Consider the following 22,615-nt stretch of genomic DNA (forward strand, 5'->3'; position numbering starts at 1 on the left):
CGTGTGTGCCCAGCATGGGCGATTGCTTGGGGGTGGAAGTCCCCTGGGGGAAGAGGTGGTGCTAACCCCGAGCCGGAGGCAAGGGCGTCATCGTGAGGTGGGGTCTGGAGGAAGCCCGAGGCGAGACCTGGGTACCGAGGAACGCGAATCGCGTATGAGGCGTACTGGTCGGGTGAGCCTGCACGAGAAGGCGATGCCCGTCACTGCCAAGAGGGCCAGTGCGTAAACGCGGCGGGGATCCAGGGACAGTGATCGTTCTTACCTGGGGAGATCTGTCCGGGTGTCGGTTGTGCTGAAGTTGTCGCCGCGCCGACGGTCCGTGCCGGGAGGCGCGGGCTGACCGGGCAGAAGTCAGCAGAGGTCGTAGTACCAGCCGGGATGGCTGCCGGTGCGTGGCGGGCTGGGAAGGGCCGAACATCGAGTGGAACGGGTGATGTGGTGGTTGCTCGTGCTGGTCACGTGGACCGCAGTAAGTCCGCTTCGGCGGTGCCGACCGGGAAGGGACCGGTGCATTCCGGAAGTGTCCTGGCGGAGCGTAGTGGCCGGTCGGCGCACTCCACGGAGGGCGTTCACCGGGAGCGGGAGTCTTCGCTGTGGGAGTTGATGCTCTCGAAGGAGAACCTGCTCGCGGCGCTCAACCGCGTTGAAGTCAACCGGGGTGCTCCCGGGGTGGACGGCATGACCACGGCTGAGCTGAGGCCGTGGATCGCGGTGCACTGGCCCGAAGTGAGGGCCGAACTCGACGCGGGCATCTACCGGCCGGCGCCGGTCCGTCAGGTGATCATCCCCAAGCCTGGCGGCGGTGAGCGGATGCTGGGGGTGCCGCGGGTGCTGGACCGCTTGATCCAGCAGGCCATCGCGCAAGTGCTCGTGCCCATCTTCGACCCGCAGTTTTCGGGGTCGTCCTTCGGGTTCCGTCCCGGCCGGTCCGCCCATCAGGCGGTCCGTGTCGCGCGGCGGGCCATCGAGGACGGACACCGCTGGGTCGTGGACCTTGATCTGGACCGGTTCTTCGACCGGGTTCAGCATGACGTCCTGATGGCGCGGGTGGCGCGCAAGGTCGATGACCGCAGGGTCTTGAAGCTGATCCGCAGGTATCTGGACGCCGGGATCATGGTGGGCGGCATCAGGATGCCGAGCGCGGAGGGGACCCCCCAGGGTTCCCCGCTGTCGCCGGTCTTGTCGAACATCATGCTCGACGACCTGGACCGGGAGTTGTTCAAGCGCGGTCACCGGTTCGTGCGTTACGCAGACGACGTTCGTGTCTTCGTGCGGAGCAAGCGAGCCGCTTGCCGGGTGCTCGCCTCGGTCACGGCCGTGGTCGAGCAGCGGTTGAAACTGAAGGTCAACCGGGACAAGTCGAAGGTGGTCCCAGCTTCTGTCATGACGATGCTGGGGTTCGGCTTCTATTTTGCCCGGCGTGGGAAGGTTGGGATCCGCGTCGATCCGAAGGCGGTCGTCCGTCTGAAGATGCGGCTGCGGGAGCTGACCTCGCGCCGGTGGAGCATCGCGATGAACGAACGTATCGCGAAGATCAACCGCTTCATCGTTGGCTGGATGGGCTACTTCCGGCTCGCGGACGGTGCGCATCTGTTCCGCGAGCTGGACAAGTGGCTGCACCGCAGGATGCGGCAGATCCGTTGGAAGGAATGGAAGATCCCCCGGGCCCGCCGGGCCATGCTGCGCAAGCTCGGGTTCAACGAGCAGTTCTCCCGTGAGTGGGGGAACAGCAGCAAGGGCTACTGGCGGATCGCGGGCTCCCCCGTCCTCGCGCGGGCACTGCCCAACTCCTACTGGGACGACCTCGGCCTGAAGACGCTCAAGCCGACCTGGCAACGGTTGAGATCAGCTTGGTGAACCGCCGGATGCGTGACCCGCATGTCCGGTGGTGTGGGAGGAGGGCCGGGCGACCCGGCCCTCCTACCCGATTTTAGGCGGGCGGGCAAGCCATGCCCGCCCTCCTCATCAAAGGCGCCCAGCCGCCTTTAGCGCCAGATATGCATCAGCCAGCGTTGGAGCCAGCTCACCAGGTGTCGCGTCCACGACCGTGACTCCATGACGGCGGAGTTGTTCCGCTGTGCGATGACGCTCGTTTTGGGCCTGGGCGGCGGCTGCGGATTCGTAAATGGCATCTGCGTCGCCGCGTGCCGTGGCCATGCGGGCGATGTGCGGGTCCGCGACGGATGCCAGCAGAACAGTGTGGCGCTGGGTGAGGCGGGCGAGTACGGGGAACAGGCCCTCTTCGACGGGAGCCGCGTCAAGGGTCGTGAGGAGCACGATCAGAGAGCGGCGGGGGGCTGTCCTTAGCGCGGTGGCCGTAAGACCTCGGGAGTCGGTTTCGACGAGCTCGGGTTCGAGTGTTGCCAACGCGTTGACCAGGGATGGGAGGACATCGCCTGCTGCGCGGCCCTGGACCAGCGCGCGTACCCGGCGGTCGTATGCGAGCAGGTCGACGCGGTCGCCGGCGCGGGATGCCAGGGCGGCCAGGAGCAGGGCGGCGTCCATCGAGGCGTCCAGGCGTGGGGCATCGCCGACGCGGCCGGCCGAGGTGCGGCCGGTGTCGAGGACCAGGAGGATGTGCCGGTCGCGTTCGGGGCGCCAGGTGCGTACGGCGACCGCGGTCTGGCGGGCAGTGGCACGCCAGTCGATGGAGCGGGTGTCGTCGCCGGGAACATAGTCGCGGAGGCTGTCGAATTCTGTGCCTTCGCCGCGGGTGAGGACGCTGGTACGGCCGTCGAGTTCGCGCAGGCGGGCGAGCTTCGACGGGAGGTGCTTGCGACTGGTGAAGGGCGGCAGGACGCGGACCGTCCAGGGGACTCTATGGGTGCCTTGGCGGGCGAAGAGGCCGAGAGGGCCGTACGAGCGGATGGTGACCCGGTCTGCCTGGCGGTCGCCGCGGCGGGTCGGGCGTAGGCGGGTGGTGATGCGGCGGCGTTCACCGGCGGGGACCGTGAGGCGGTGGCGGGCGGCGGCGCTTTCCGTTCCGGGTTGCCAGCTGCTGGGGGGCCAGGCGTCGCGGAGGTGGGCCCGGAGCAGGCGGCGTGACGGGTTGGTGATCGTGAGGGTCACATCGGCCTGCTCGCCCAGGCGTGCGGAAGTGTCGCCGGAGCGGGTCAGGCGCAGGTGTCGTACGGGTGCTGCCAGCGTGAAGTCACAGGCGCAGGCCAGTGCGAGGGGAACGTTCACGGCGAGGAGACCTGTGAGGCTGGGCTCCCAGATGCCTACGGGGAGGGAGCCGACGGCTGCGAGAAGCGCTGTGCGTCCGGTGAGGGCCATCAGCGGGGAACCGGGACGTGGGCGAGGATCGCGCTGATGACGGAGTCGGCTGTCACGCCCTCCATTTCGGCCTCTGGGCGGAGCTGTACGCGGTGGCGGAGGGTGGGGAGGGCCAGGGCCTTGACGTCGTCGGGGGTGACGTAGTCGCGGCCGGTCAGCCAGGCCCACGCGCGTGAGGCGGCCAGGAGGGCGGTAGCGCCGCGTGGGGAGACGCCGAGGCTGAGGGACGGCGATTCGCGGGTCGCGCGGCAGATGTCCACGACGTAGCCGGAGATTTCGGGGGAGACGGCGGTCTTGGCGACTGCGGCGCGAGCGGCTTCGAGGGCCGCGGGGCCGGCCACGGGGCGTACGCCCGCAGCGCGTAGGTCGCGCGGGTTGAAGCCCTCGGCGTGACGGGTCAAGACGTCGATCTCGTCCTGGCGGGAGGGGAGGGGGATGGTGAGTTTGAGGAGGAAACGGTCCAGCTGGGCCTCGGGGAGGGGGTACGTGCCCTCGTATTCGACCGGGTTCTGGGTCGCTGCGACCAGAAAGGGCTCGGGGAGCGGGCGGGGAGTGCCGTCGACCGTGACCTGGCGTTCCTCCATGGCTTCCAGGAGCGACGACTGGGTCTTGGGGGGCGTTCGGTTGATCTCGTCCGCCAGGAGGAGGTTGGTGAAGACCGGGCCGGGCTGGAAGGAGAACTCAGCGGTGCGGGTGTCGTAGACAAGGGAGCCGGTCACGTCGCTCGGCATCAGGTCCGGGGTGAACTGGACGCGCTTCGTTTCGAGTTCGAGTGCGGATGCGAGTGCGCGGACGAGCAACGTTTTGGCGACTCCGGGGACTCCTTCAAGGAGAACGTGTCCGCGGCAGAGCAGGGCGACGACGAGGCCGGTCACAGCGGGATCCTGGCCGACCACGGCCTTGGCGATCTCGGCGCGCAGGGCCTCCAGGGCGGCTCGGGCGGTGCCCGCGTCCTCGGTCGGCCCGGCGTTGTCAGTGGTCGGGTCCATCATGGACGGCGTACCTCTCTTTCGAGGGCGTCGAGTTGGTCGGCGAGAGTGATGAGCGCGGCGTCGTCGCTGGGCGGCGGGCCGAAGAGGAGGGCGTGCAGGGACTGTCCGTCGCCGTGGAGGTGGGCGGACAGTGCGGGGAGCAGGGCTTCAGGCGCGTGTGCCTGGGCGACGGGGACGCCGACGAGGGAAGCGAGGCGGGTGCGGGTGGTGGAGCGGAGAGCGGCGGCCGCGCGGTCGCGCGCGTTGGCCTTGCGGTAGAGGCGGGCGCGGCCTTCGACGGTTTCGGAGGCGCGGATGGCCACGGGGAGATTTTCGGGCACGAGAGGGCCGAGCCGACGTGCCCGCCAGAGGGCGGCCAGGGCTGCCGCGATGAAGAGCTGAAGCGTGCCCCAGAGCCAGCCCGAGGGGAGCAGGTCGAGGAAGCCGCGCTCTCCCTCGGTGCCGGCGGCAGTGGAGTCGGAGAGCGAGGGGAGGTACCAGACCAGATGAGGGCGGGAGCCGAGGAGTTGGAGAGCGAGCGAGGCGTTGCCCTGCTCGTCGAGGCGGTCGTTGAAGAGGATGTCGGGCGCACCGATGACGACGGTGTCGCCGCCCTCGGATGCCGCCGGGATGCGCACGAGGGTGGCCAGGCGCTCGCTGGGGTAGCACTCGTCGGCGCCGACCTGAAGGGCCGTGTAGCGGATGCCGCCGGTGTCGGCGCTTCCCGCGCGGCGGGCCGCAGGCAGATTGCAGTCCGGGGACAGCGTGGAGTCGAGGCTGGTGGCAGGGTCAGCGATGACGCCGGGGGCGAGCCGTTCGACGGACCAACTGCCGGGGGCGACCAGGATGGTGCGTCCGCCGGAGGCGTCGGTCGCGGCGTGCAGCTGTGTCTGTTGACGTTCTGTCAGCAGGTCGGGCTCGGACACCAGGAGTGTGGTGTCGGGGCCGGCGGCGGTGCGGGCCTCGTCCAGGGTGGTGACCACGCGTGTGGACACGCCGCGGTCGGCGAGCAGTTCGGCGACGGCGCGGCTGCCGTATGGGTCGGCGGAGCGTGGGTCGAGTCGGCCGTGCCGGGCGTCGGACTGGATCACGGCGATCACCACGGCTCCCACCAGGAGCAGCACGAGGCCGAGCAGGACGCCTCGTGTGCGGGTCCACACCTGGCGGGTGGTGGGCGAGGCCGAGGTGGACGGGAGCGTGGCCTCAGTCGTCATTCGGCGGCTCCTTGGCGGGCGTTCTGGGCCGCGCTGTGGACGCTGCTGGTGAGCACCGGTTTGGTGCGTTCCAGGTCGCGATCGAGTTCGGCGCTGCGGCGGTACGACTGCTCGGTTGCCGCGCGTCCCCCGTATGTCACGTCGTCGAAGTCACGGGCGGCGGCATGTAGCCGGTCCGCAGTGGCAGGCAGGGCGCGGCCCGCTTCCGCGGCGGCCTCATCGGCGGTGCGGCCGGGGCGGACATCGAGAAGGGCGCGTTCCTCCAGGGCGCGGACGATGGCCCGCATGCGTTCCTGGACGGCCTGGTCCCAGTGGCCCTGGACGGCGTGTGCTTCGGCGGCGGCGCGGTGCTCGGCGGCGCTGCGGGGGCGGCCGTCGAACAGGGCGGCGGGGGAGACCGCTGTTCGACGCGGGGTGCCCAGGCGCCACCACAGGGCACCCAGGGCCGCGAGGACGACCAAGATGACGACGACCAGGCCGAGCGTTCCCCCGGGAGTGGCGGCCGAGGCGGTGCCGAACAACTCGTCGACCCAGTCCCAGAATGCGTTCAGCGCGCGCTGGAACAGGCTGGGGTCGTTCTCGTGGTACCTGCCTTTGGACAGCTCGCTCCGAGCTGCGTCCCGCGCCGGTTCGCGCGGGATGGTCAGCGGCGGTTCGTCGGCGGAGCGCGACAGCGCAGACGCATCACCGGCGCGAAGCAGCGCCCGTACGGCCGTGTCGGCGACGCGTGCAGGTACGGCCGTCAGAATTCCCCCCGTCGGGCTCACCGCATCAGCTCCCCGGCGTGGGGCCGGGGGCGCCCGCGCCGTAGTCCTGCAGACCGGCCGCGCGGGCCAGCTCAAGATCGAGGGCCTCGCGGCGGATGCGCTGGTCGATGTAGAGGAGCACGGCGACGCCGGCCGTGATCGGGAAAGTGATCATCGAGCCGATCACGGCCCCGATCCCGCTGACGATGAGGAACGTCCAGCCGAGATCGCTGCCGCCGGTGTCGAGGAAGTTGCTGACGCCGTCTCCGCTGACCGCGGCGCCCAGGAAGGTGAAGGGGATGACGACGATCGACGCGACGATGTTCGCGATGATCGTGGCGAGCAGTTGGATGCCGAAGACCCGCCACCACGAGCCGCGGACCAGCTTCGCCGAGCGGCTCATCGACTTCACGATGCTCTGCTTCTCCAGCATCAGCGCCGGCGAGGCGAGGGAGAAGCGGATCATCAGCCACAGGGCGACCACGCCTGCGGCGAGGCTGCCCAGGATGGCGAGGGCGGCACCAGCGTCATCGGAACCCGTTGCGGCGACGATGATGCCGGGCGTCGCGCCGCCGAGAATCACGCCGAAGGCGATGAGCAGCAGCAGGAAGATCAGGCCGAACAGCTTCGCCACCTGCGGGCGGGCATCGCGCCAGGCCTCACCAGTGGTCACGGACTTGCCGAGCACCGCCCGGCTGGTGACGGTCGTGAGCAGGGCGGTCGCGGCGATGGTGCCGATCAGGGAGACCAGGAAGACGACGCTCGTGTTGAGCATGGTGTCGCCCAGGGCGCGGGTCACCTCGTCGAAACTGGCGCTCGGGTCGTTGAGGGCCTCGGTGCTGGCACTGTCGTCCAGGACGAAGCCCTGGAGCAGGATGACGATGATCTCCGTGAGGACGGCGACGGCCAGCGCGATGCCCAGAACCGTGCGCCAGTAGGCGCGCATGGTGGAGACGGCGCCGTCGAGGATCTCGCCCACGCCGAGGGGGCGGAGCGGGATCACACCGGGTTTGGCCGCGGGCGGGGGACCGCCCCAGCCGCCGCCCCAGCCGCTGTGTCCGCCGGGAGCGCCGTATCCGCCGTATCCGCCGTATCCACCAGGGCCGACAGGAGGTCGGTTGCCCCAGCCCTGGCCGGGGGGAGGCGGAGGTGGTGGCGGGGCCTGGCCGGGGCCGGCCGGCGGTCCCGTGGGGGGCGACCACTGGGCTGGTGGCGGCTGCTCCTTGGACCACTTCGAGCCGGGGTCCGACGCATCAGTGCCCGGCCGGCCGGCGGGCTGCTCGGTGCCGGGCCGGTCGGCGGGCTCGGCAGGACCCGATGCACCGGGCTGCTGTCCGTCGGACGGGGCAGATCCGGGCGAAGCCCAGCCCGGAGTGTCGTTCATCGTCGCTCCTTCACGGTGCCCGTTCCGCGGTCGCGGCGGCAGGTTGGCAGCCATCGTGCCATGGGGTGGTCGACGCGTGACCGGTCGCGGTGTGGGCTGGACACCTTCAATTGTCCGCCGGGTAGGGGGCAGACTGACCGCATGGCTGATCAGTACGCGCAATCCGGCGAGGACAACCAGTCGACCGAGATACCGGCGATCCGCTGGGAAGAGCCACCCGAAGGTCCCGTGGTGGTCCTTCTCGACCAGACGAGGCTGCCGGTCGAGGAGGTCGAACTGGTGTGTACGGACGCCCCTGCGCTGGTGGAGGCGATCCGTTCACTCGCCGTGCGCGGGGCGCCGCTGCTGGGCATCGCGGGAGCATATGGGGTCGCGCTCGCCGCCGCGCGCGGTTTCGACGTGGCCGACGCCGCGAGCGCGCTGGCGAGCGCCCGGCCCACCGCGGTGAATCTCGCCGTCGGGGTGCGTAGAGCCGAGGCCGCGTACCGGGCGGAACTCGGCAGCAGCGGCGATCCGGAGCGCTCCGCCCGGGCGGCGCTGGCCGCGGCGCGTGCGCTGCACCAGGAGGACGCCGAGGCCAGCACGCGGATGGCCGGGAAGGGGCTGGCGCTGCTGGACGAGCTGCTGCCCGGCGGCGGCCACCGGATCCTCACGCACTGCAACACCGGACGACTGGTGTCGGGTGGTGAGGGGACGGCGTTCGCGGTGGCGCTCGCCGCGCATCGGGCGGGTCGGCTGCGGCGGCTGTGGGTGGACGAGACACGACCGCTGCTGCAGGGCGCTCGGCTGACGGCGTACGAGGCGGCGCGCAGCGGTATGGCGTACACCTTGCTGACCGACAACGCGGCGGGGTCGCTGTTCGCGGCCGGGGAGGTGGACGCGGTGTTGATCGGGGCGGACCGTATCGCGGCGGACGGTTCGGTGGCGAACAAGGTGGGGAGCTATCCGCTCGCGGTGCTCGCGCGCTACCACCATGTGCCGTTCATCGTGGTGGCGCCGGTGACGACGGTGGATCCGGACACGCCTGACGGGGCGTCCATCGAGGTCGAGCAGCGGGCCGGCCATGAGGTGATCGAGGTGACGGCGCCCCAGGTGCCGGTGGCCGGAGCGGAGGCGGGAGGGGGGGTTCCGGTGGCGCCGCTGGGGACACAGGCGTATAACCCGGCGTTCGATGTGACCCCGCCGGAGCTGGTGACGGCGATCGTCACTGAGGAAGGCGCCGTTTCACCTGTGACGGCTGAAGCGCTGGCAGAGCTGTGTGCCAGGGCCCATCAGGTCACGCTCAGTTAGTTGAATGTTTCTGCGATCCTGTGAGGAAGGACGGTGTGGATCCCGTTCGCGTCCGTGTCTTGAAGAGGGGGCCGCTGGCCCAGGGCAGACAGTGACGGTTGGATACGACTATCGTCACGGGCCAGTGACGTGCCTCACCAGTACCTTCGCCAATGTTACGAGAATGGGATGATGTCGTTTATGAAGGGACGAGTCCTTGTCGTCGACGACGACACCGCACTGGCCGAGATGCTCGGCATTGTGCTGCGTGGTGAAGGTTTTGAGCCGTCTTTCGTGGCCGACGGCGACAAGGCGCTGGCTGCTTTCCGCGAGACCAAGCCAGACCTGGTGCTGCTCGATCTGATGCTGCCCGGCCGGGACGGCATCGAGGTGTGCCGTCTGATCAGGGCGGAGTCGGGTGTGCCGATCGTGATGCTGACGGCCAAGAGCGACACGGTCGATGTCGTCGTGGGGCTGGAGTCGGGCGCGGACGACTACATCGTGAAGCCGTTCAAGCCGAAGGAGCTGGTCGCCCGGATCCGGGCGCGGCTGCGGAGATCCGAAGAGCCGGCGCCCGAGCAGCTTGCCATCGGTGACCTGGTCATCGATGTCGCCGGTCACTCCGTGAAGCGGGACGGGCAGTCGATCGCGTTGACGCCGCTGGAGTTCGACCTGCTGGTGGCCCTGGCCCGTAAGCCGTGGCAGGTGTTCACCCGTGAGGTCCTGCTTGAGCAGGTGTGGGGCTACCGGCACGCCGCCGACACGCGCCTTGTGAATGTGCATGTACAGCGGCTGCGTTCCAAGGTCGAGAAGGACCCGGAGCGGCCGGAGATCGTGGTGACTGTGCGTGGTGTGGGATACAAGGCAGGACCCAGCTGACATGTCCGGAGACAGTGCCGCTTCGTCGCCCGGGCGGACCGGGGCTCGTGCGGAGCGGTCTGTCGGCCGTAAGACGTCGGGCTCTAAGACGTCGGGCTCCCGCTGGGGACCTTTCCTGGAGGGCGGGCTGCTGCAGGGCGGAGTCCAGGGCAGCCCGGTGCTGCGCCTGTTCATGCGCTGGGTGCGCCGGCCGCTGTTGCCCGTCATGCGACTGTGGCGGCGCAACATCCAGCTCAAGGTCGTTGTCACGACGCTGCTGATGTCACTGGGCGTGGTCCTGCTGCTCGGTTTCGTCGTCATGGGGCAGGTGCGCAACGGCCTGCTGGAGGCCAAGGTGAAGGCCTCGCAGAGCCAGGCCACCGGTGGTTTCGCGGTTGCCAAGCAGAACGCCGAGGAGACGGCCAGCGGGACCGTCGACGACGCCACCACGGAGGATGGCCGTCCCGCGCAGAACGTCATCGAATGGATGAGCGACCTGGTTTCCTCGCTCTCCAGCGGCGGCCAGGGCGCCTTCGACGTCGTGACGCTCCCCGTGGGCGACGACACCGGCGGTGGGCGCGGACCGCGTGCCTCGGGTTACGTCGACCCGTTCGCCAGCGTGCCCGAGGAACTGCGTGAACGCGTCGACGCCAGTACCGCGGTGGCCCAGAGCTACACCCGCATCATCTACAGCACCGGTAAGGAGTCCCAGTCGGCCCTGGTCATCGGCAAGCAGGTCGACGACCCGAACCGGGACCCCTACCAGCTGTACTACCTCTTCCCGCTCACGCAGGAGGAGAAGTCGCTGAGCCTGGTCATGGGGACGCTGGCGACGGCCGGCCTGTTCGTGGTCGTTCTCCTCGGGGCCATTGCCTGGCTGGTGGTGCGCCAGGTCGTGACGCCCGTTCGGATGGCCGCGGGCATTGCCGAGCGGCTGTCTGCGGGGCGCCTGCAGGAGCGTATGAAGGTCACCGGGGAGGACGACATCGCCCGGCTCGGTGAGGCCTTCAACAAGATGGCGCAGAACCTGCAGCTGAAGATCCAGCAGTTGGAGGACCTGTCGCGGATGCAGCGGCGGTTCGTGTCCGACGTCTCGCACGAGCTGCGGACGCCGCTGACGACCGTACGGATGGCCGCCGACGTGATCCACGAGGCGCGGCAGGACTTCGATCCCGTGACCGCGCGGTCGGCGGAGCTGCTGGCCGACCAGTTGGACCGGTTCGAGTCGCTGCTCGCCGATCTGCTGGAGATCAGCCGCTTCGACGCGGGCGCGGCGGCACTGGAGGCCGAGCCGATAGACCTCAGGGAGGTCGTACGGCGGGTGGTCAGCGGTGCTGAGCCGCTCGCCGAGCGCAAGGGCACGCACATACGGGTCGTCGGCGACCAGCAGCCCGTTGTCGCGGAGGCGGACGCGAGGCGTGTGGAGCGTGTCCTGCGCAACCTCGTCGTCAATGCCGTGGAGCACGGGGAGGGCAAGGACGTCGTCGTCAGGCTCGCTGCGGCGGGCGGGGCGGTCGCTGTCTCGGTGCGCGACTACGGTGTCGGGCTCAAGCCGGGCGAGGCGACCCGCGTCTTCAGCCGGTTCTGGCGAGCCGACCCGGCACGTGCGCGTACCACCGGTGGTACGGGGCTCGGGCTGTCGATCGCCCTGGAGGACGCGCGGCTGCATGGTGGCTGGTTGCAGGCATGGGGTGAGCCGGGCGGCGGTTCACAGTTCCGGCTGACGTTGCCGAGGACGGCGGACGAGCCGCTGCGGGGCTCCCCGATACCCCTGGAGCCGAAGGACTCGCGACGCCATCGCGGACTGGATGACGCCGGACTGCCGCACGGCGGTGGCGAGAAGACCGCGACGGTACCGGCGCAGCCGATGGGGGAGCAGGGGCCGCCGATGTCGATCGCACCGCGGCTGGCTGCCGTGGCCCCCACGGCCGACCCGACGGCGCTGCCCGGCAACGGCGCGCGCGTGGTGCCTCGGCCGGCTTCAGGCACCCGTCGACAGGACGACCCGCCCGCTTCGGACGGGCGGCGCGGCGTGTCCTCGGACCGTGCGGAGGCCGGATCGCCGGACGTGGAACAGCAAGGGGAGGCATTTCGTGGGCGCTGACCGCGAAGGGGGCGCGCGGCGTCGACCGGTCCGCGCGGGGGCGTACGCCGCCTGTGGCGCCGTACTGCTGGCCGGATGCGCTTCCATGCCCGACAGCGGTGATCTGCGCGGCGTCGAATCCACCCCGCGTCAGGACACACAGGTGCGGGTCTTCGCGATGCCGCCCTCCGAGGGCGCTCAGCCACAGCAGATCGTGGACGGCTTCCTGGAGGCGCTGACCAGCGACGATCCGCACTATGAGACGGCGCGTAAGTACCTGACCGCAAGGGCTGCGAAGAAATGGCAGCCGGAGACGTCCACGACGGTGCTCGCAAGCGCGCCCGACACCACGCCCGATCCGGGGCCTCGCGAGGACAGCGACTACTTCTCCTTCATGCTCAGTGGTACCAAGGTCGCCGCGGTGGACAGGCAGCAGGCCTATGCGCCCGCCCGCGGGAACTACAGCCAGATGGTGTACCTCGTACGGGAGGAGAAGACCAAGCAGTGGCGCATCGACGGCCTGCCGCCGGGCGTCGTCATGGGCAGGTCGGACTTCCAGCGCAACTACATGTCCGTCGACAAGTACTACTTCGCCTCGAACACCGCGCCCGGGACGGTCGTGCAGCAGCCTGCGGCGGTCGCCGATCCGGTGTACGTACGACGGCACGTGGACCCGATGACGCAGATGGTGCGCTCCCTGCTCAACGGGCCCACCGTCTGGCTCAAGTCGGTCGTCAGGTCGAGTTTCCCGACCGGTACGGCGCTGAAGAAGGGCGTCGATTCCTTGACGCCGGACGACCAGAACAAGCTGACCGTCCCGTTGAACGAAAAGGCCGCGCGGGTCGGTCTGAGCAAGTGCAGGGAGATGGCGGCCCAGATCCTCTTCACCCTGCAGGACCTCACCCCGGCGGTCGGTGAGGTCGAGCTGAAGTCGGGCGACGCCCAGCTGTGCACGCTCACCGAGGACAGCGCCGATACGGTCGCCGCGCGCGGTGAGGTCAAGCGCGCCGAGTACCTGTACTTCGTCGACGGCGAGAAGCGGCTCGTGCGGATGGCGGCCGACAGTAGCGACAAGCAACCCGAGCCGGTGCCGGGCGCACTGGGCGAGGTCGATGCCGAGCTGCGTTCGGTGGCCGTCTCGCGCGACGAGAACAGGGCTGCCGCGGTCAGCGCCGACGGCAAGTCGTTGTACGTCGGCTCGATGGTGTCGGGCGCTTCCCTCGGGGAGCCCGTGCTGCACAGCGCGGGCGGCTCGGTGGCGGAGCGGTTGACGACGCCCAGCTGGGACAGCCAGGGCGATCTGTGGGTGGCCGACCAGAACCCCGCAAACTCCGGGCTGTTCATGCTGGAGGACGGCGCGGGTGAGCCGATCGTGGTGAACATGCCGGAGCTGGACGGCCGTATCGAATCCGTCCGGGTGGCCTCCGACGGGGTGCGGATCGCGCTCGTCGTCGACAAGGACGGCAAGCAGTCCCTGCTCATCGGGCGGATCGAGCGGAGTGGCAAGGTGGGCGAGAGCCAGGCCGTGTCCGTCGTCGGACTGCATTCCGCGGCACCGGAGCTGGAAGAAGTCACCGCCATGTCGTGGGCCGGCGACAGCCGGCTGGTGGTCGTCGGGCGCGAGGAGGGCGGCGTCCAGCAGATGCGGTACGCCCAGGTCGACGGTGCCACCCCTGAAGGGTCGGCGCCCGCCGCTCTGACCGGCGTGAAGGAGATCGCCGCGTCCGAGGACCAGCGGCTGCCGCTCGTGGCGTACTCGGAGGACGGGATCGTTCGCCTGCCGACCGGGGCCCAGTGGCAGAAGGTGATCACGGAGGGCTCGGCGCCGGTTTATCCGGGGTGAGGCTGCGGTGCGGTGCGGTCCTCCCCTTCCGCGTGACCCGAGGTTGCGGCCGCGTACTGCGGCCCTACGTCCGTTGCCGTCGTACTGCCGTCCGGTCGGCGTGCGGAGTTATCCACAGGCCGTTGTCCACAGGGGTGGCCGCGATGCGCGGGTGTTGGCACAGTGGTGGACATGCGGGGGTGGTGGCAGGACCTCACCGACCTGGTGCTGCCGACCGAGTGCGGAGGCTGCGGTCGGCCTCGTACGGCGCTCTGCCCGGAGTGCCGTACGGCGCTGAGCGGGGCCGCACCGCGCGTGGTGCGACCGGTGCCGGAGCCGCCCGGGCTGCCGACCGTGCACGCGGCCTCCCGGTATGCGGACGAGGTGCGTTCCGTGCTGCTGGCCCACAAGGAACGGGGCGCGCTGGCGCTCGCGGCACCGTTGGGCACGGCCTTGGCAGGGGCTGTGCGGGCGGGGCTGAGCGGCGACCAGGCGCGGGACAGTCGGCCCGTGCTGCTCGTTCCCGTGCCCTCTGCGCGTAAGGCGGTGCGGGCTCGGGGGCATGATCCGGCTCGGCGGATCGCGCTTGCCGCGGCGGGTGAGCTGCGGCGGAGCGGGGTACCGGCCCGGGTGGTCGCCGTGCTGCGGCAGCGAAGGGCCGTGGCCGACCAGGCGGGGCTCAACTCGCGGCAGCGACTGGACAACCTCACGGGCGCGCTGGCCGTGGCGCCCGCAGGCGCAGGGCTGCTCGCCGAAGGCCCGGTCGTGCTCGTCGACGACCTGATGACGACGGGCGCCTCCCTGACGGAGGCGGCGCGTGCCGTACGGGCGGCAACAGCGGCGGTGGCTGCTCGCGGCGGAACGGACGGGACGGCTGGGTACAGCTGGGCAGACGGACCGGAAGCGTACGTAAGAAGGGCTGCGGCGGTGTATGCCGGGGCGCCTCGGGAAAGGACAGAGGAACGGAGGACTGGATCAATGGACGAGGCAGCGGACCGAAGGCACGGAGTGCGCGGAACGGCGGGCACCCACCGGGCGCGTGACCCGATCTGCGCAGCCGTGGTCGCGGCTTCGCCGGGTTCCTTCGAAATAAACCGGAACTGACCGTGAACATGCATCGTTGCAGGTTATGAGAGGAGCAATTCACCCGAGTGGAGGTACACCGCGGTAGAGGGTGACGGCATCCGTCCAGGCGAGATATGTTCGGTTGTGAGGGAAAGGCCCAGGCCACACCTCGCATATCCGAATGCCGTGCCGCGGGTTTTGCGTAATCATCCGCGACCGGCCGGGGTGGAGATCTCGCCCGCGGGGGAGGAGGAGGTGGACGTCACCGAGTCCGAGGTTCCGAGCTCACCGGAACCTGATGCAAAAGGGAGATGCTCCGCCGCTGAAGCGGAGCGATCCGGGAACGGAGTTCTGCGTGGACATCGTCGTCAAGGGCCGCAAGACCGAGGTGCCCGAGCGGTTCCGCAAGCACGTGGCCGAGAAGCTGAAGCTGGAGAAGATCCAGAAGCTCGATGGCAAGGTGATCAGCCTCGACGTCGAGGTGTCCAAGGAGCCGAACCCCCGACAGGCCGACCGATCGGATCGAGTGGAGATCACGCTCCGCTCCCGCGGTCCTGTGATCCGGGCGGAGGCGGCGGCCAGCGATCCGTATGCGGCACTCGACCTGGCGGCGGAGAAGCTGGATGCCCGGCTGCGCAAGCAGCACGACAAGCGCCACACACGTCGGGGCGCGCGACGGCTCACGGCAGCGGAGGTCCCCGACCACGTTCCGGGCGCGGCGACGCTCAACGGGAACGGCCGCACCGTCCACGACGAAGACTCGGACGGGGTGCCCGTCAAGAAGATCGGCTCGCTGGAAGTCAAGGGTGAAGGCCCCCTCGTAGTCCGCGAGAAGACCCACGTCGCCTCTCCGATGACCCTCGACCAGGCGCTCTACGAGATGGAGCTGGTCGGGCACGACTTCTATCTGTTCGTCGACTCCGAGACGAAGGAGCCGAGCGTCGTCTACCGGCGGCACGCATACGACTACGGCGTCATCCACCTCAACACGGACCCGATGGTCACCCAGGCGCAATCCTCCGCGACAGGCGGCACGCTGGGTGGCTGACCCATCCGGCCGACACACCTGACCGGTGCCCCTGGAGCGCGTGTGCGCCCCCAGGGGCACCCGTGTGCGACCACTTCGCGCCCCGCTCTGTCGCCTCAGTGTCGCCCGGGCATGAAATCATGGCCGCAACGGCCCAACCGGTGGGCCGTTGCCTTGGGTTGGCGATGGCACAGGACCAGCCACAGCCTTCAGGGGGAGGAACGATGGCGGACAGCTTCGGACCGATGCATGACGGAGATGCCGACGACGGCGTCGCCGGCATGGGCTCGGACACGGGCTCACCACGTAAGGAGCCGATCCGCGTCCTGGTCGTGGACGACCACGCCCTCTTCCGTCGTGGCCTGGAGATCGTGCTCGCGGCCGAGGAGGACATCCAGGTGATCGGGGAGGCGGGTGATGGCGCGGAGGCCGTCGACAAGGCCGCCGATCTGCTGCCGGACATCGTCCTGATGGATGTGCGGATGCCCAAGCGGGGCGGGATCGAGGCGTGCACCTCGATCAAGGAAGTGGCCCCCAGTGCCAAAATCATCATGCTGACCATCAGCGACGAGGAAGCCGATCTGTACGACGCCATCAAGGCGGGCGCGACCGGTTATCTCCTCAAGGAGATCTCGACGGACGAGGTGGCCACCGCCATTCGTGCGGTGGCCGACGGCCAGTCGCAGATCAGCCCTTCCATGGCGTCGAAGCTGCTCACCGAGTTCAAGTCGATGATTCAGCGGACTGACGAGCGTCGGCTGGTGCCGGCACCGCGGCTTACCGACCGCGAACTGGAGGTGCTCAAGCTCGTCGCCACGGGGATGAACAACCGCGATATCGCCAAGGAGTTGTTCATCTCCGAGAACACCGTGAAGAACCATGTGCGCAACATCCTGGAGAAGCTGCAGCTGCACTCCAGGATGGAGGCGGTCGTGTATGCGATGCGGGAGAAGATCCTCGAGATCCGCTGACGATCAGGCCAGTATGCGGGCGAGTTCCCTTGCGAGGGGCTCACGCAGTTCGGGTGCGTCCACGCGTTCCACGCGTACGTCCGTGCAGTCCACCCAGCTTGCCGCTTCGGCCAGCGCCTGGGCGACGGCCGGGATCGCCTTCGGGCCGTCCAGGGTGGCCTGCTTGACCACCAGGGTGCTGCCCTCGCGGGCCGGGTCGACGCGGCCGACGAGGCGGCCGCCCGCCAGGACCGGCATCGCGAAGTAGCCGTACACGCGCTTCGGTTTGGGGACGTAGGCCTCCAGGCGGTGGGTGAAGCCGAAGATCCGCTCGGTGCGCGCCCGTTCCCAGATCAGTGAGTCGAAGGGAGACAGAAGCGTCGTGCGGTGGCGGCCGCGTGGAGGGGTTTTCAGGGCCGCCGGGTCGGCCCAGGCCGGTTTGCCCCAGCCCTCGACCGTGACCGGGACCAGGCCCGAGTCGGCGATCACCTCGTCGACCTGGTCGCCCTTGAGGCGGTGGTAGTCGGCGATGTCCGCGCGGGTGCCGACGCCCAGGGACTGGCCGGCGAGGCGGACCAGTCTGCGGAGGCACTCGGTGTCGTCGAGTCCGTCGTGCAGCAGAGTGCCCGGGACCGCGCGTTCGGCCAGGTCGTAGACCCGCTTCCAGCCGCGGCGGGCGACGCACACCACCTCGCCGTACATCAGGGCGCGCTCCACGGCGACCTTCGCGCCGGACCAGTCCCACCATTCGCTGGTTCTCTTCGCGCCGCCCAACTCTGTGGCGGTGAGGGGGCCTTCTGATTGCAGCTGCTTGATCACCTGGTCGTAGGCGCCGTCCGCAAGTTCGTGGTTCCAGTGCGGGCGGTTGCGGTAGGCGCGGCGGCGGAAGGCGAAATGGGGCCACTCCTCGATGGGGAGGATGCATGCGGCGTGGGACCAGTATTCGAAGGCGTGCGGCGGTGCCGGCGGGGCGGCCTCGGATGCGGGCGTCCAGTAGGCGTTCTCGATGGCCTTGCGGCCTATCGCGCCCAGGCGGGAGTACGGGATGAGTTCGTGGGAGCGGGCCAGGACCGAGATGGTGTCGAGTTGGACCGCGCCGAGGTGGCGGAGGAGGCCGCGGACGCCGGATCGGCGGTTGGGGGCGCCGATGAAGCCCTGTGCGCGGAGGGCGAGACGGCGGGCGTCGTCTGCCGAGAGTTCCGTGGTCGGGCGCGGGAGGGTCGTCATGGGTCCGCACGATAGGGGGTGGCACTGACAATGGCGGTGAGCTGCGGGTATGTACATGGCCGCCCGGCGCTGGTGGTGCGGGTGTCACGGTGTCTCGCCCCCGCCGCCCCTACCCGTCCCATCCCTGGGGCTGCCGCCCCAGAGCGCCGCTTCGGCCTGAACGGCCTCGTCCTCAAACGCCGGACGAACTGGAGGATGTGGGTGTTGGCAGGTACGGGGTTGTCGAGGGGAGATCCAGGTCTGAGGGGAGCAGGGAGCCCAGCCAGCAGTCGCGGCGGACGCCTTTGTTGTTGAGGGCGGAGCGGAGGGTGCCTTCGAGAGTGAATCCGGCGCGTTCGGCGACGGCCCGGGACGCTTCGTTGCCTACCTCGGCACGCCATTCGATGCGGTCGACCGGGACGTGGGTGAAGGCCCAGCGGGCGGCGGTGAGGGTGGCCTCGGTGATGTAGCCGTTGCCTCGGTGGTGTTTCGTGGCCCAGAAGCCGACCTCGGCTACGCCCGGGGAACGCATGGTGATGCTGAGCATGCCGACCAGCTCCCCTTCGGGGAGAAAGACGCCGAAGGTGAACATGGAGCCGTTCGTCCAGCCGTCGGGAACGAGGTGTGCCGTGAAGCTCTCGGCGTGTTCGGGGAGGTAGGGCGAGGGGATCGTGGTCCAGCGCTGGATAGCGGCGTCCTGGGCGGCGGCGTACACGGCGTCGGCGTCCTGCGGGCCGATTGTGCGCAGGACGAGACGTCCGGTGGTCAGAGTGACGGGTTCCATCCGGTGATTCTGGTCGGGGCCTCGACGAAGGCGCCATCATTTTCGCGCTGCGTGAGTGGGTGATCACAGTTCGCGCAAATCGTCGGCGTGACGCGGCACCATCCGTGGGCCCCGGCCGTTGTCCCTTATTGAAGAGTATTTGGAGAGTTGCGGCGCCGCGGACAGTCGCAGTCCCGGCAGGCCTCCCGGCACGCCGGGGTCCTCGCATACGATGGCCGTTGCTCAGTCAAGTCAAATGGAAACCGACCGTCCCAGGCCCGACCGGCAAGGAGACCAACCCCCGTGTCCGTCCTCTCGAAGATCATGCGTGCAGGCGAAGGCAAAATCCTGCGCAAGCTGCACCGCATCGCGGACCAGGTCAACTCCATCGAAGAGGACTTCGTCGACCTCTCCGACGCCGAGCTGCGGGCCCTCACCGATGAGTACAAGCAGCGGTACGCCGACGGTGAGAGCCTGGACGACCTGCTGCCCGAGGCGTTCGCCACCGTGCGGGAGGCCGCCAAGCGCGTCCTCGGCCAGCGCCACTACGACGTGCAGATGAAGGGCGGCGCAGCCCTCCACATGGGCTACGTGGCCGAGATGAAGACCGGTGAGGGCAAGACCCTGGTCGGCACCCTGCCCGCGTATCTGAACGCCCTTTCCGGAGAGGGCGTCCACATCATCACGGTCAACGACTACCTGGCCGAGCGCGACTCCGAGATGATGGGCCGCATCCACCGGTTCCTGGGCCTGTCCGTCGGCTGCATCCTCGCCAACATGACGCCGGCCCAGCGCCGTGAGCAGTACGGCTGCGACATCACGTACGGCACGAACAACGAGTTCGGCTTCGACTACCTGCGCGACAACATGGCGTGGTCCAAGGAGGAACTCGTCCAGCGTGGCCACAACTTCGCCATCGTCGACGAGGTCGACTCCATCCTCATCGACGAGGCCCGTACGCCGCTGATCATCTCCGGCCCGGCGGACCAGGCCACCAAGTGGTACGGCGACTTCGCCAAGCTGGTCACGCGCCTCAAGCGCGGCGAGGCGGGCAACCCCCTCAAGGGCATCGAGGAGACCGGCGACTACGAAGTCGACGAGAAGAAGCGCACGGTCGCCATCCACGAGGCCGGTGTCGGCAAGGTCGAGGACTGGCTGGGCATCGACAACCTCTACGAGTCGGTGAACACGCCCTTGGTGGGCTACCTGAACAACGCCATCAAGGCGAAGGAGCTCTTCAAGAAGGACAAGGACTACGTCGTCATCGACGGCGAGGTCATGATCGTCGACGAGCACACCGGCCGTATCCTCGCCGGCCGCCGTTACAACGAGGGCATGCACCAGGCGATCGAGGCGAAGGAAGGGGTGGACATCAAGGACGAGAACCAGACGCTCGCCACGATCACCCTGCAGAACTTCTTCCGTCTCTACGACAAGCTCTCCGGCATGACCGGTACGGCGATGACCGAGGCCGCCGAGTTCCACCAGATCTACAAGCTCGGCGTGGTCCCGATCCCGACCAACCGGCCGATGGTCCGCGCGGACCAGTCGGACCTGATCTACCGCACCGAGGTCGCGAAGTTCGAGGCCGTCGTCGACGACATCGCCGAGAAGCACGAGAAGGGCCAGCCGATCCTCGTCGGTACGACGTCGGTCGAGAAGTCCGAATACCTCTCGCAGCAGCTCTCCAAGCGCGGCATCCAGCACGAAGTGCTGAACGCCAAGCAGCACGACCGTGAGGCGACGATCGTCGCCCAGGCCGGCCGCAAGGGCGCCGTCACGGTCGCCACCAACATGGCCGGCCGTGGTACGGACATCAAGCTCGGCGGCAACCCCGACGACCTCGCCGAGGCCGAGCTGCGCCAGCGCGGTCTCGACCCCGAGGAGCACATCGAGGAGTGGGCTGCGGCGCTGCCCGCCGCCCTGGAGCGGGCGGAGAAGGCGGTGAAGGAGGAGTTCGAGGAGGTCAAGGACCTCGGCGGGCTCTACGTCCTGGGCACCGAGCGGCACGAGTCGCGGCGTATCGACAATCAGCTGCGCGGTCGTTCCGGCCGTCAGGGCGACCCGGGCGAATCCCGCTTCTACCTGTCGCTCGGCGACGACCTGATGCGCCTGTTCAAGGCCCAGATGGTCGAGCGCGTGATGTCGATGGCGAACGTCCCGGACGACGTGCCGATCGAGAACAAGATGGTCACGCGCGCGATCGCATCGGCCCAGTCGCAGGTCGAGCAGCAGAACTTCGAGACCCGTAAGAACGTTCTGAAGTACGACGAAGTCCTCAACCGGCAGCGCGAGGTCATCTACGGCGAGCGCCGCCGCGTCCTGGAGGGCGAGGACCTGCACGAGCAGATCCAGCACTTCATGGACGACACGATCGACGCGTACGTCCAGGCCGAGACCGCCGAGGGCTTCGCCGAGGAGTGGGACCTGGACCGGCTGTGGGGCGCCTTCAAGCAGCTCTACCCGGTGAAGGTCACCATCGAGGAACTGGAGGAGACCGCCGGCGACCGGGCCGGGCTCACCGCCGAGTTCCTCGCCGACTCCATCAAGGACGACATCCACGAGCAGTACGAGGCGCGTGAGACGCAGCTCGGCTCCGAGATCATGCGTGAGCTGGAGCGCCGGGTCGTGCTGTCGGTCCTGGACCGCAAGTGGCGCGAGCACCTCTACGAGATGGACTACCTCCAGGAGGGCATCGGCCTGCGCGCGATGGCGCAGAAGGACCCGCTGGTCGAGTACCAGCGCGAGGGCTTCGACATGTTCACCGCGATGATGGAGGGCATCAAGGAGGAGTCGGTCGGCTACCTGTTCAACCTGGAGGTCCAGGTCGAGCAGCAGGTCGAGGAGGTCCCGGTCGAGGACGTCCCGGTCGAGGACGCCAAGCAGCCGACCCTGCAGAAGCAGGACGCGGTGCCGGCGCAGGCGGGGTCCCGCCCCGAGATCCGCGCCAAGGGCCTGGAAGCCCCGCAGCGGCGCAACCTGCACTTCACCGCGCCGACCGTGGACGGCGAGGGCGGCACCGTCGAGGGCGACTTCGTCGGCGAGGAGGAGACCGCCGGGGCGCGCTCCGAGTCCGACGGCCTCACCCGCGCGGAGCGCCGCAAGCAGTCGCGGGGCGGGCGGCGCCGTAAGAAGTGACAAGCGCCTCGCGCGAGGGGCAGCGGTCGGCCGACGTGACGGCGGCTGCGCCATGAAGTGAAGCCGAGTTGTGCAGGGCCGGGCATCCCCGAGGGTGTCCGGCCCTGCGGCTTGGGTGGGGCTTCAGTCGTCGACCGGCTCGGGTGTGCGCCGGCCGTCCAGCTCCACCGCGGTACAGCGCCAGCGCAGGTCCAGGCCCTTCTCCAGGCGGAAGGCCATGGCGCGCAGCTCGTCACCGGCTCCGATGCGGGCGAAGGCCTCGACGGCGCCGGCGTGGACGATGTAGTAGCCGATGTCGCGGACGACGGGGCGCGTGCCGCGGGTGCGCAGGAGACCGTGTTCCGCCAGCCGGGCCAGTTCGTCGTAGGCGCGGCCCGCGGTGTGGCCCAGCATCCAGTGGACGGGGCGCTGGCCGCTCAGGACGAGTAGCAGACGGTCGGCGAAGACGTCGGTGGGCCGGGGGCGCTGGGCGGGCTTGGGCGGGGTCTGAGGCGGTACGGCGGCAGATGCGGCGGGAGGTGCGGTGTGAGATGCGGTGGCGGAGGTCGTACGCGCCTCGCTGCGTGTCCTCGTGCGTGCTGCCGTGCTGCTCGGTGTGCGGGGCGGGGTGCCGCCGGGGCGGCGTGTGTCGCGGCGGCCGGGTGGGCGGGTGCCCGCGTTGTGGTTCGCCCTGGTCATGACCTTGTTCATGGGTGTCCCCGCTCGGTGAGCCCGGAGGTACCGGGCAGTAACTTACTGGTGGGGATCTTGTACGGGGCCGCGGACGGCGAGGGCAAGGAAGGCGCGGACCGCGCGGAGGTGGTCGCACGGTTCACTTATCCGGGTGATCCAGGGGTGCCCGGG

The 22,615-nt window shown here is 69.4% G+C and carries 17 protein-coding genes; 9 read left to right on the plus strand and 8 right to left on the minus strand.

Annotated features, from left to right (window positions below):
• Positions 1-603: 603 nt before the first annotated feature.
• The gene (gene ltrA, locus GFH49_RS02390; protein WP_230396118.1) at positions 604-1,857 is read left to right on the plus strand and encodes a group II intron reverse transcriptase/maturase; all 1,254 of its coding nucleotides are present in this window, start codon (positions 604-606) and stop codon (positions 1,855-1,857) included.
• A gap of 108 nt (positions 1,858-1,965) precedes the next feature.
• Here the strand turns inward: ltrA and GFH49_RS02395 are convergent, their stop codons facing one another.
• The 5 genes from GFH49_RS02395 to GFH49_RS02415 are packed head-to-tail and all read right to left on the minus strand — an operon-like array spanning position 1,966 to position 7,591.
• The gene (locus GFH49_RS02395; protein WP_155054052.1) at positions 1,966-3,276 is read right to left on the minus strand and encodes a DUF58 domain-containing protein; all 1,311 of its coding nucleotides are present in this window, start codon (positions 3,274-3,276) and stop codon (positions 1,966-1,968) included.
• Complete coding sequence (locus GFH49_RS02400; RefSeq protein WP_155054090.1) at positions 3,276-4,265, minus strand: AAA family ATPase; 990 nt, start codon at positions 4,263-4,265, stop codon at positions 3,276-3,278. The genes GFH49_RS02395 and GFH49_RS02400 overlap by 1 nt, the downstream gene beginning before the upstream one ends.
• Positions 4,265-5,461: a DUF4350 domain-containing protein gene (locus GFH49_RS02405; RefSeq protein ID WP_155054053.1), complete on the minus strand. Its 1,197-nt coding sequence runs from the start codon at positions 5,459-5,461 to the stop codon at positions 4,265-4,267. The genes GFH49_RS02400 and GFH49_RS02405 overlap by 1 nt, the downstream gene beginning before the upstream one ends.
• Positions 5,458-6,228 (minus strand): DUF4129 domain-containing protein, encoded by a 771-nt coding sequence (locus GFH49_RS02410; protein WP_155054054.1) that lies wholly within the window; start codon positions 6,226-6,228, stop codon positions 5,458-5,460. Before GFH49_RS02410 ends, GFH49_RS02405 begins: the two co-directional genes overlap by 4 nt.
• A 4-nt stretch (positions 6,229-6,232) precedes the next feature.
• Positions 6,233-7,591: a DUF7847 domain-containing protein gene (locus GFH49_RS02415; RefSeq protein ID WP_155054055.1), complete on the minus strand. Its 1,359-nt coding sequence runs from the start codon at positions 7,589-7,591 to the stop codon at positions 6,233-6,235.
• A 141-nt stretch (positions 7,592-7,732) separates the two neighbouring features.
• Between GFH49_RS02415 and mtnA the strand changes: the two genes are divergently transcribed.
• The 7 genes from mtnA to GFH49_RS02450 all read left to right on the plus strand — a co-directional run bounded on the left by mtnA (position 7,733) and on the right by GFH49_RS02450 (position 16,686).
• Positions 7,733-8,881 (plus strand): S-methyl-5-thioribose-1-phosphate isomerase, encoded by a 1,149-nt coding sequence (gene mtnA, locus GFH49_RS02420; protein WP_155054056.1) that lies wholly within the window; start codon positions 7,733-7,735, stop codon positions 8,879-8,881.
• 168 nt (positions 8,882-9,049) lie between these two features.
• Positions 9,050-9,739: a two-component system response regulator MtrA gene (gene mtrA / locus GFH49_RS02425; RefSeq protein WP_015659998.1), complete on the plus strand. Its 690-nt coding sequence runs from the start codon at positions 9,050-9,052 to the stop codon at positions 9,737-9,739.
• Position 9,740: 1 nt separating this feature from the next.
• Positions 9,741-11,822: an MtrAB system histidine kinase MtrB gene (mtrB, locus tag GFH49_RS02430; protein ID WP_155054057.1), complete on the plus strand. Its 2,082-nt coding sequence runs from the start codon at positions 9,741-9,743 to the stop codon at positions 11,820-11,822.
• A complete protein-coding gene (locus tag GFH49_RS02435; protein ID WP_155054058.1) occupies positions 11,812-13,644 on the plus strand; it encodes an LpqB family beta-propeller domain-containing protein in 1,833 nt (610 codons plus the stop codon). Before mtrB ends, GFH49_RS02435 begins: the two co-directional genes overlap by 11 nt.
• A 171-nt stretch (positions 13,645-13,815) precedes the next feature.
• Positions 13,816-14,727, plus strand: a complete 912-nt coding sequence (locus GFH49_RS02440; RefSeq protein WP_155054059.1) for a ComF family protein — start codon at positions 13,816-13,818, stop codon at positions 14,725-14,727.
• 316 nt (positions 14,728-15,043) lie between these two features.
• Complete coding sequence (gene hpf / locus GFH49_RS02445) at positions 15,044-15,736, plus strand: ribosome hibernation-promoting factor, HPF/YfiA family (RefSeq protein ID WP_408055877.1); 693 nt, start codon at positions 15,044-15,046, stop codon at positions 15,734-15,736.
• A gap of 203 nt (positions 15,737-15,939) precedes the next feature.
• The gene (locus tag GFH49_RS02450) at positions 15,940-16,686 is read left to right on the plus strand and encodes a response regulator (RefSeq protein ID WP_155054092.1); all 747 of its coding nucleotides are present in this window, start codon (positions 15,940-15,942) and stop codon (positions 16,684-16,686) included.
• Between the two features lie 3 nt (positions 16,687-16,689).
• Here GFH49_RS02450 and GFH49_RS02455 read toward each other — a convergent pair whose 3' ends face one another.
• Together GFH49_RS02455 and GFH49_RS02460 are read right to left on the minus strand one after the other, a co-directional pair.
• The gene (locus tag GFH49_RS02455) at positions 16,690-17,892 is read right to left on the minus strand and encodes a winged helix-turn-helix domain-containing protein (RefSeq protein ID WP_155054060.1); all 1,203 of its coding nucleotides are present in this window, start codon (positions 17,890-17,892) and stop codon (positions 16,690-16,692) included.
• 172 nt (positions 17,893-18,064) lie between these two features.
• Positions 18,065-18,655, minus strand: coding sequence for a GNAT family N-acetyltransferase (locus GFH49_RS02460; RefSeq protein WP_155054061.1), 591 nt, complete (start codon positions 18,653-18,655; stop codon positions 18,065-18,067).
• A 282-nt stretch (positions 18,656-18,937) separates the two neighbouring features.
• Here GFH49_RS02460 and secA point away from each other — a divergent pair, with 282 nt between their 5' ends.
• Positions 18,938-21,772, plus strand: a complete 2,835-nt coding sequence (gene secA / locus GFH49_RS02465) for a preprotein translocase subunit SecA (RefSeq protein ID WP_155054062.1) — start codon at positions 18,938-18,940, stop codon at positions 21,770-21,772.
• 123 nt (positions 21,773-21,895) lie between these two features.
• On the opposite strand, the gene GFH49_RS02470 is transcribed toward secA, so the two are convergent.
• On the minus strand, positions 21,896-22,462 hold the full coding sequence (locus GFH49_RS02470; RefSeq protein ID WP_155054063.1) for an Rv3235 family protein: 567 nt from the start codon (positions 22,460-22,462) through the stop codon (positions 21,896-21,898).
• Positions 22,463-22,615 lie beyond the last annotated feature (153 nt).

This window comes from Streptomyces blattellae, from assembly GCF_009709555.1.
Classification (GTDB): Bacteria; Actinomycetota; Actinomycetes; order Streptomycetales; family Streptomycetaceae; genus Streptomyces; species Streptomyces blattellae.

What these genes read in the sequence shown, in the direction of transcription:
- mtrB (WP_155054057.1), top strand. Translation starts at nt 9,741, where the DNA reads ATGTCCGGAGACAGTGCCGCTTCGTCGCCCGGGCGGACCGGGGCTCGT.
- ltrA (WP_230396118.1), top strand. Translation starts at nt 604, where the DNA reads ATGCTCTCGAAGGAGAACCTGCTCGCGGCGCTCAACCGCGTTGAAGTC.
- GFH49_RS02460 (WP_155054061.1), bottom strand. Translation starts at nt 18,655, where the DNA reads ATGGAACCCGTCACTCTGACCACCGGACGTCTCGTCCTGCGCACAATC.
- mtnA (WP_155054056.1), top strand. Translation starts at nt 7,733, where the DNA reads ATGGCTGATCAGTACGCGCAATCCGGCGAGGACAACCAGTCGACCGAG.
- GFH49_RS02395 (WP_155054052.1), bottom strand. Translation starts at nt 3,276, where the DNA reads ATGGCCCTCACCGGACGCACAGCGCTTCTCGCAGCCGTCGGCTCCCTC.
- mtrA (WP_015659998.1), top strand. Translation starts at nt 9,050, where the DNA reads ATGATGTCGTTTATGAAGGGACGAGTCCTTGTCGTCGACGACGACACC.
- GFH49_RS02470 (WP_155054063.1), bottom strand. Translation starts at nt 22,462, where the DNA reads ATGAACAAGGTCATGACCAGGGCGAACCACAACGCGGGCACCCGCCCA.
- GFH49_RS02405 (WP_155054053.1), bottom strand. Translation starts at nt 5,461, where the DNA reads ATGACGACTGAGGCCACGCTCCCGTCCACCTCGGCCTCGCCCACCACC.
- GFH49_RS02415 (WP_155054055.1), bottom strand. Translation starts at nt 7,591, where the DNA reads ATGAACGACACTCCGGGCTGGGCTTCGCCCGGATCTGCCCCGTCCGAC.
- GFH49_RS02400 (WP_155054090.1), bottom strand. Translation starts at nt 4,265, where the DNA reads ATGGACCCGACCACTGACAACGCCGGGCCGACCGAGGACGCGGGCACC.
- GFH49_RS02440 (WP_155054059.1), top strand. Translation starts at nt 13,816, where the DNA reads ATGCGGGGGTGGTGGCAGGACCTCACCGACCTGGTGCTGCCGACCGAG.
- GFH49_RS02450 (WP_155054092.1), top strand. Translation starts at nt 15,940, where the DNA reads ATGGCGGACAGCTTCGGACCGATGCATGACGGAGATGCCGACGACGGC.
- GFH49_RS02455 (WP_155054060.1), bottom strand. Translation starts at nt 17,892, where the DNA reads ATGACGACCCTCCCGCGCCCGACCACGGAACTCTCGGCAGACGACGCC.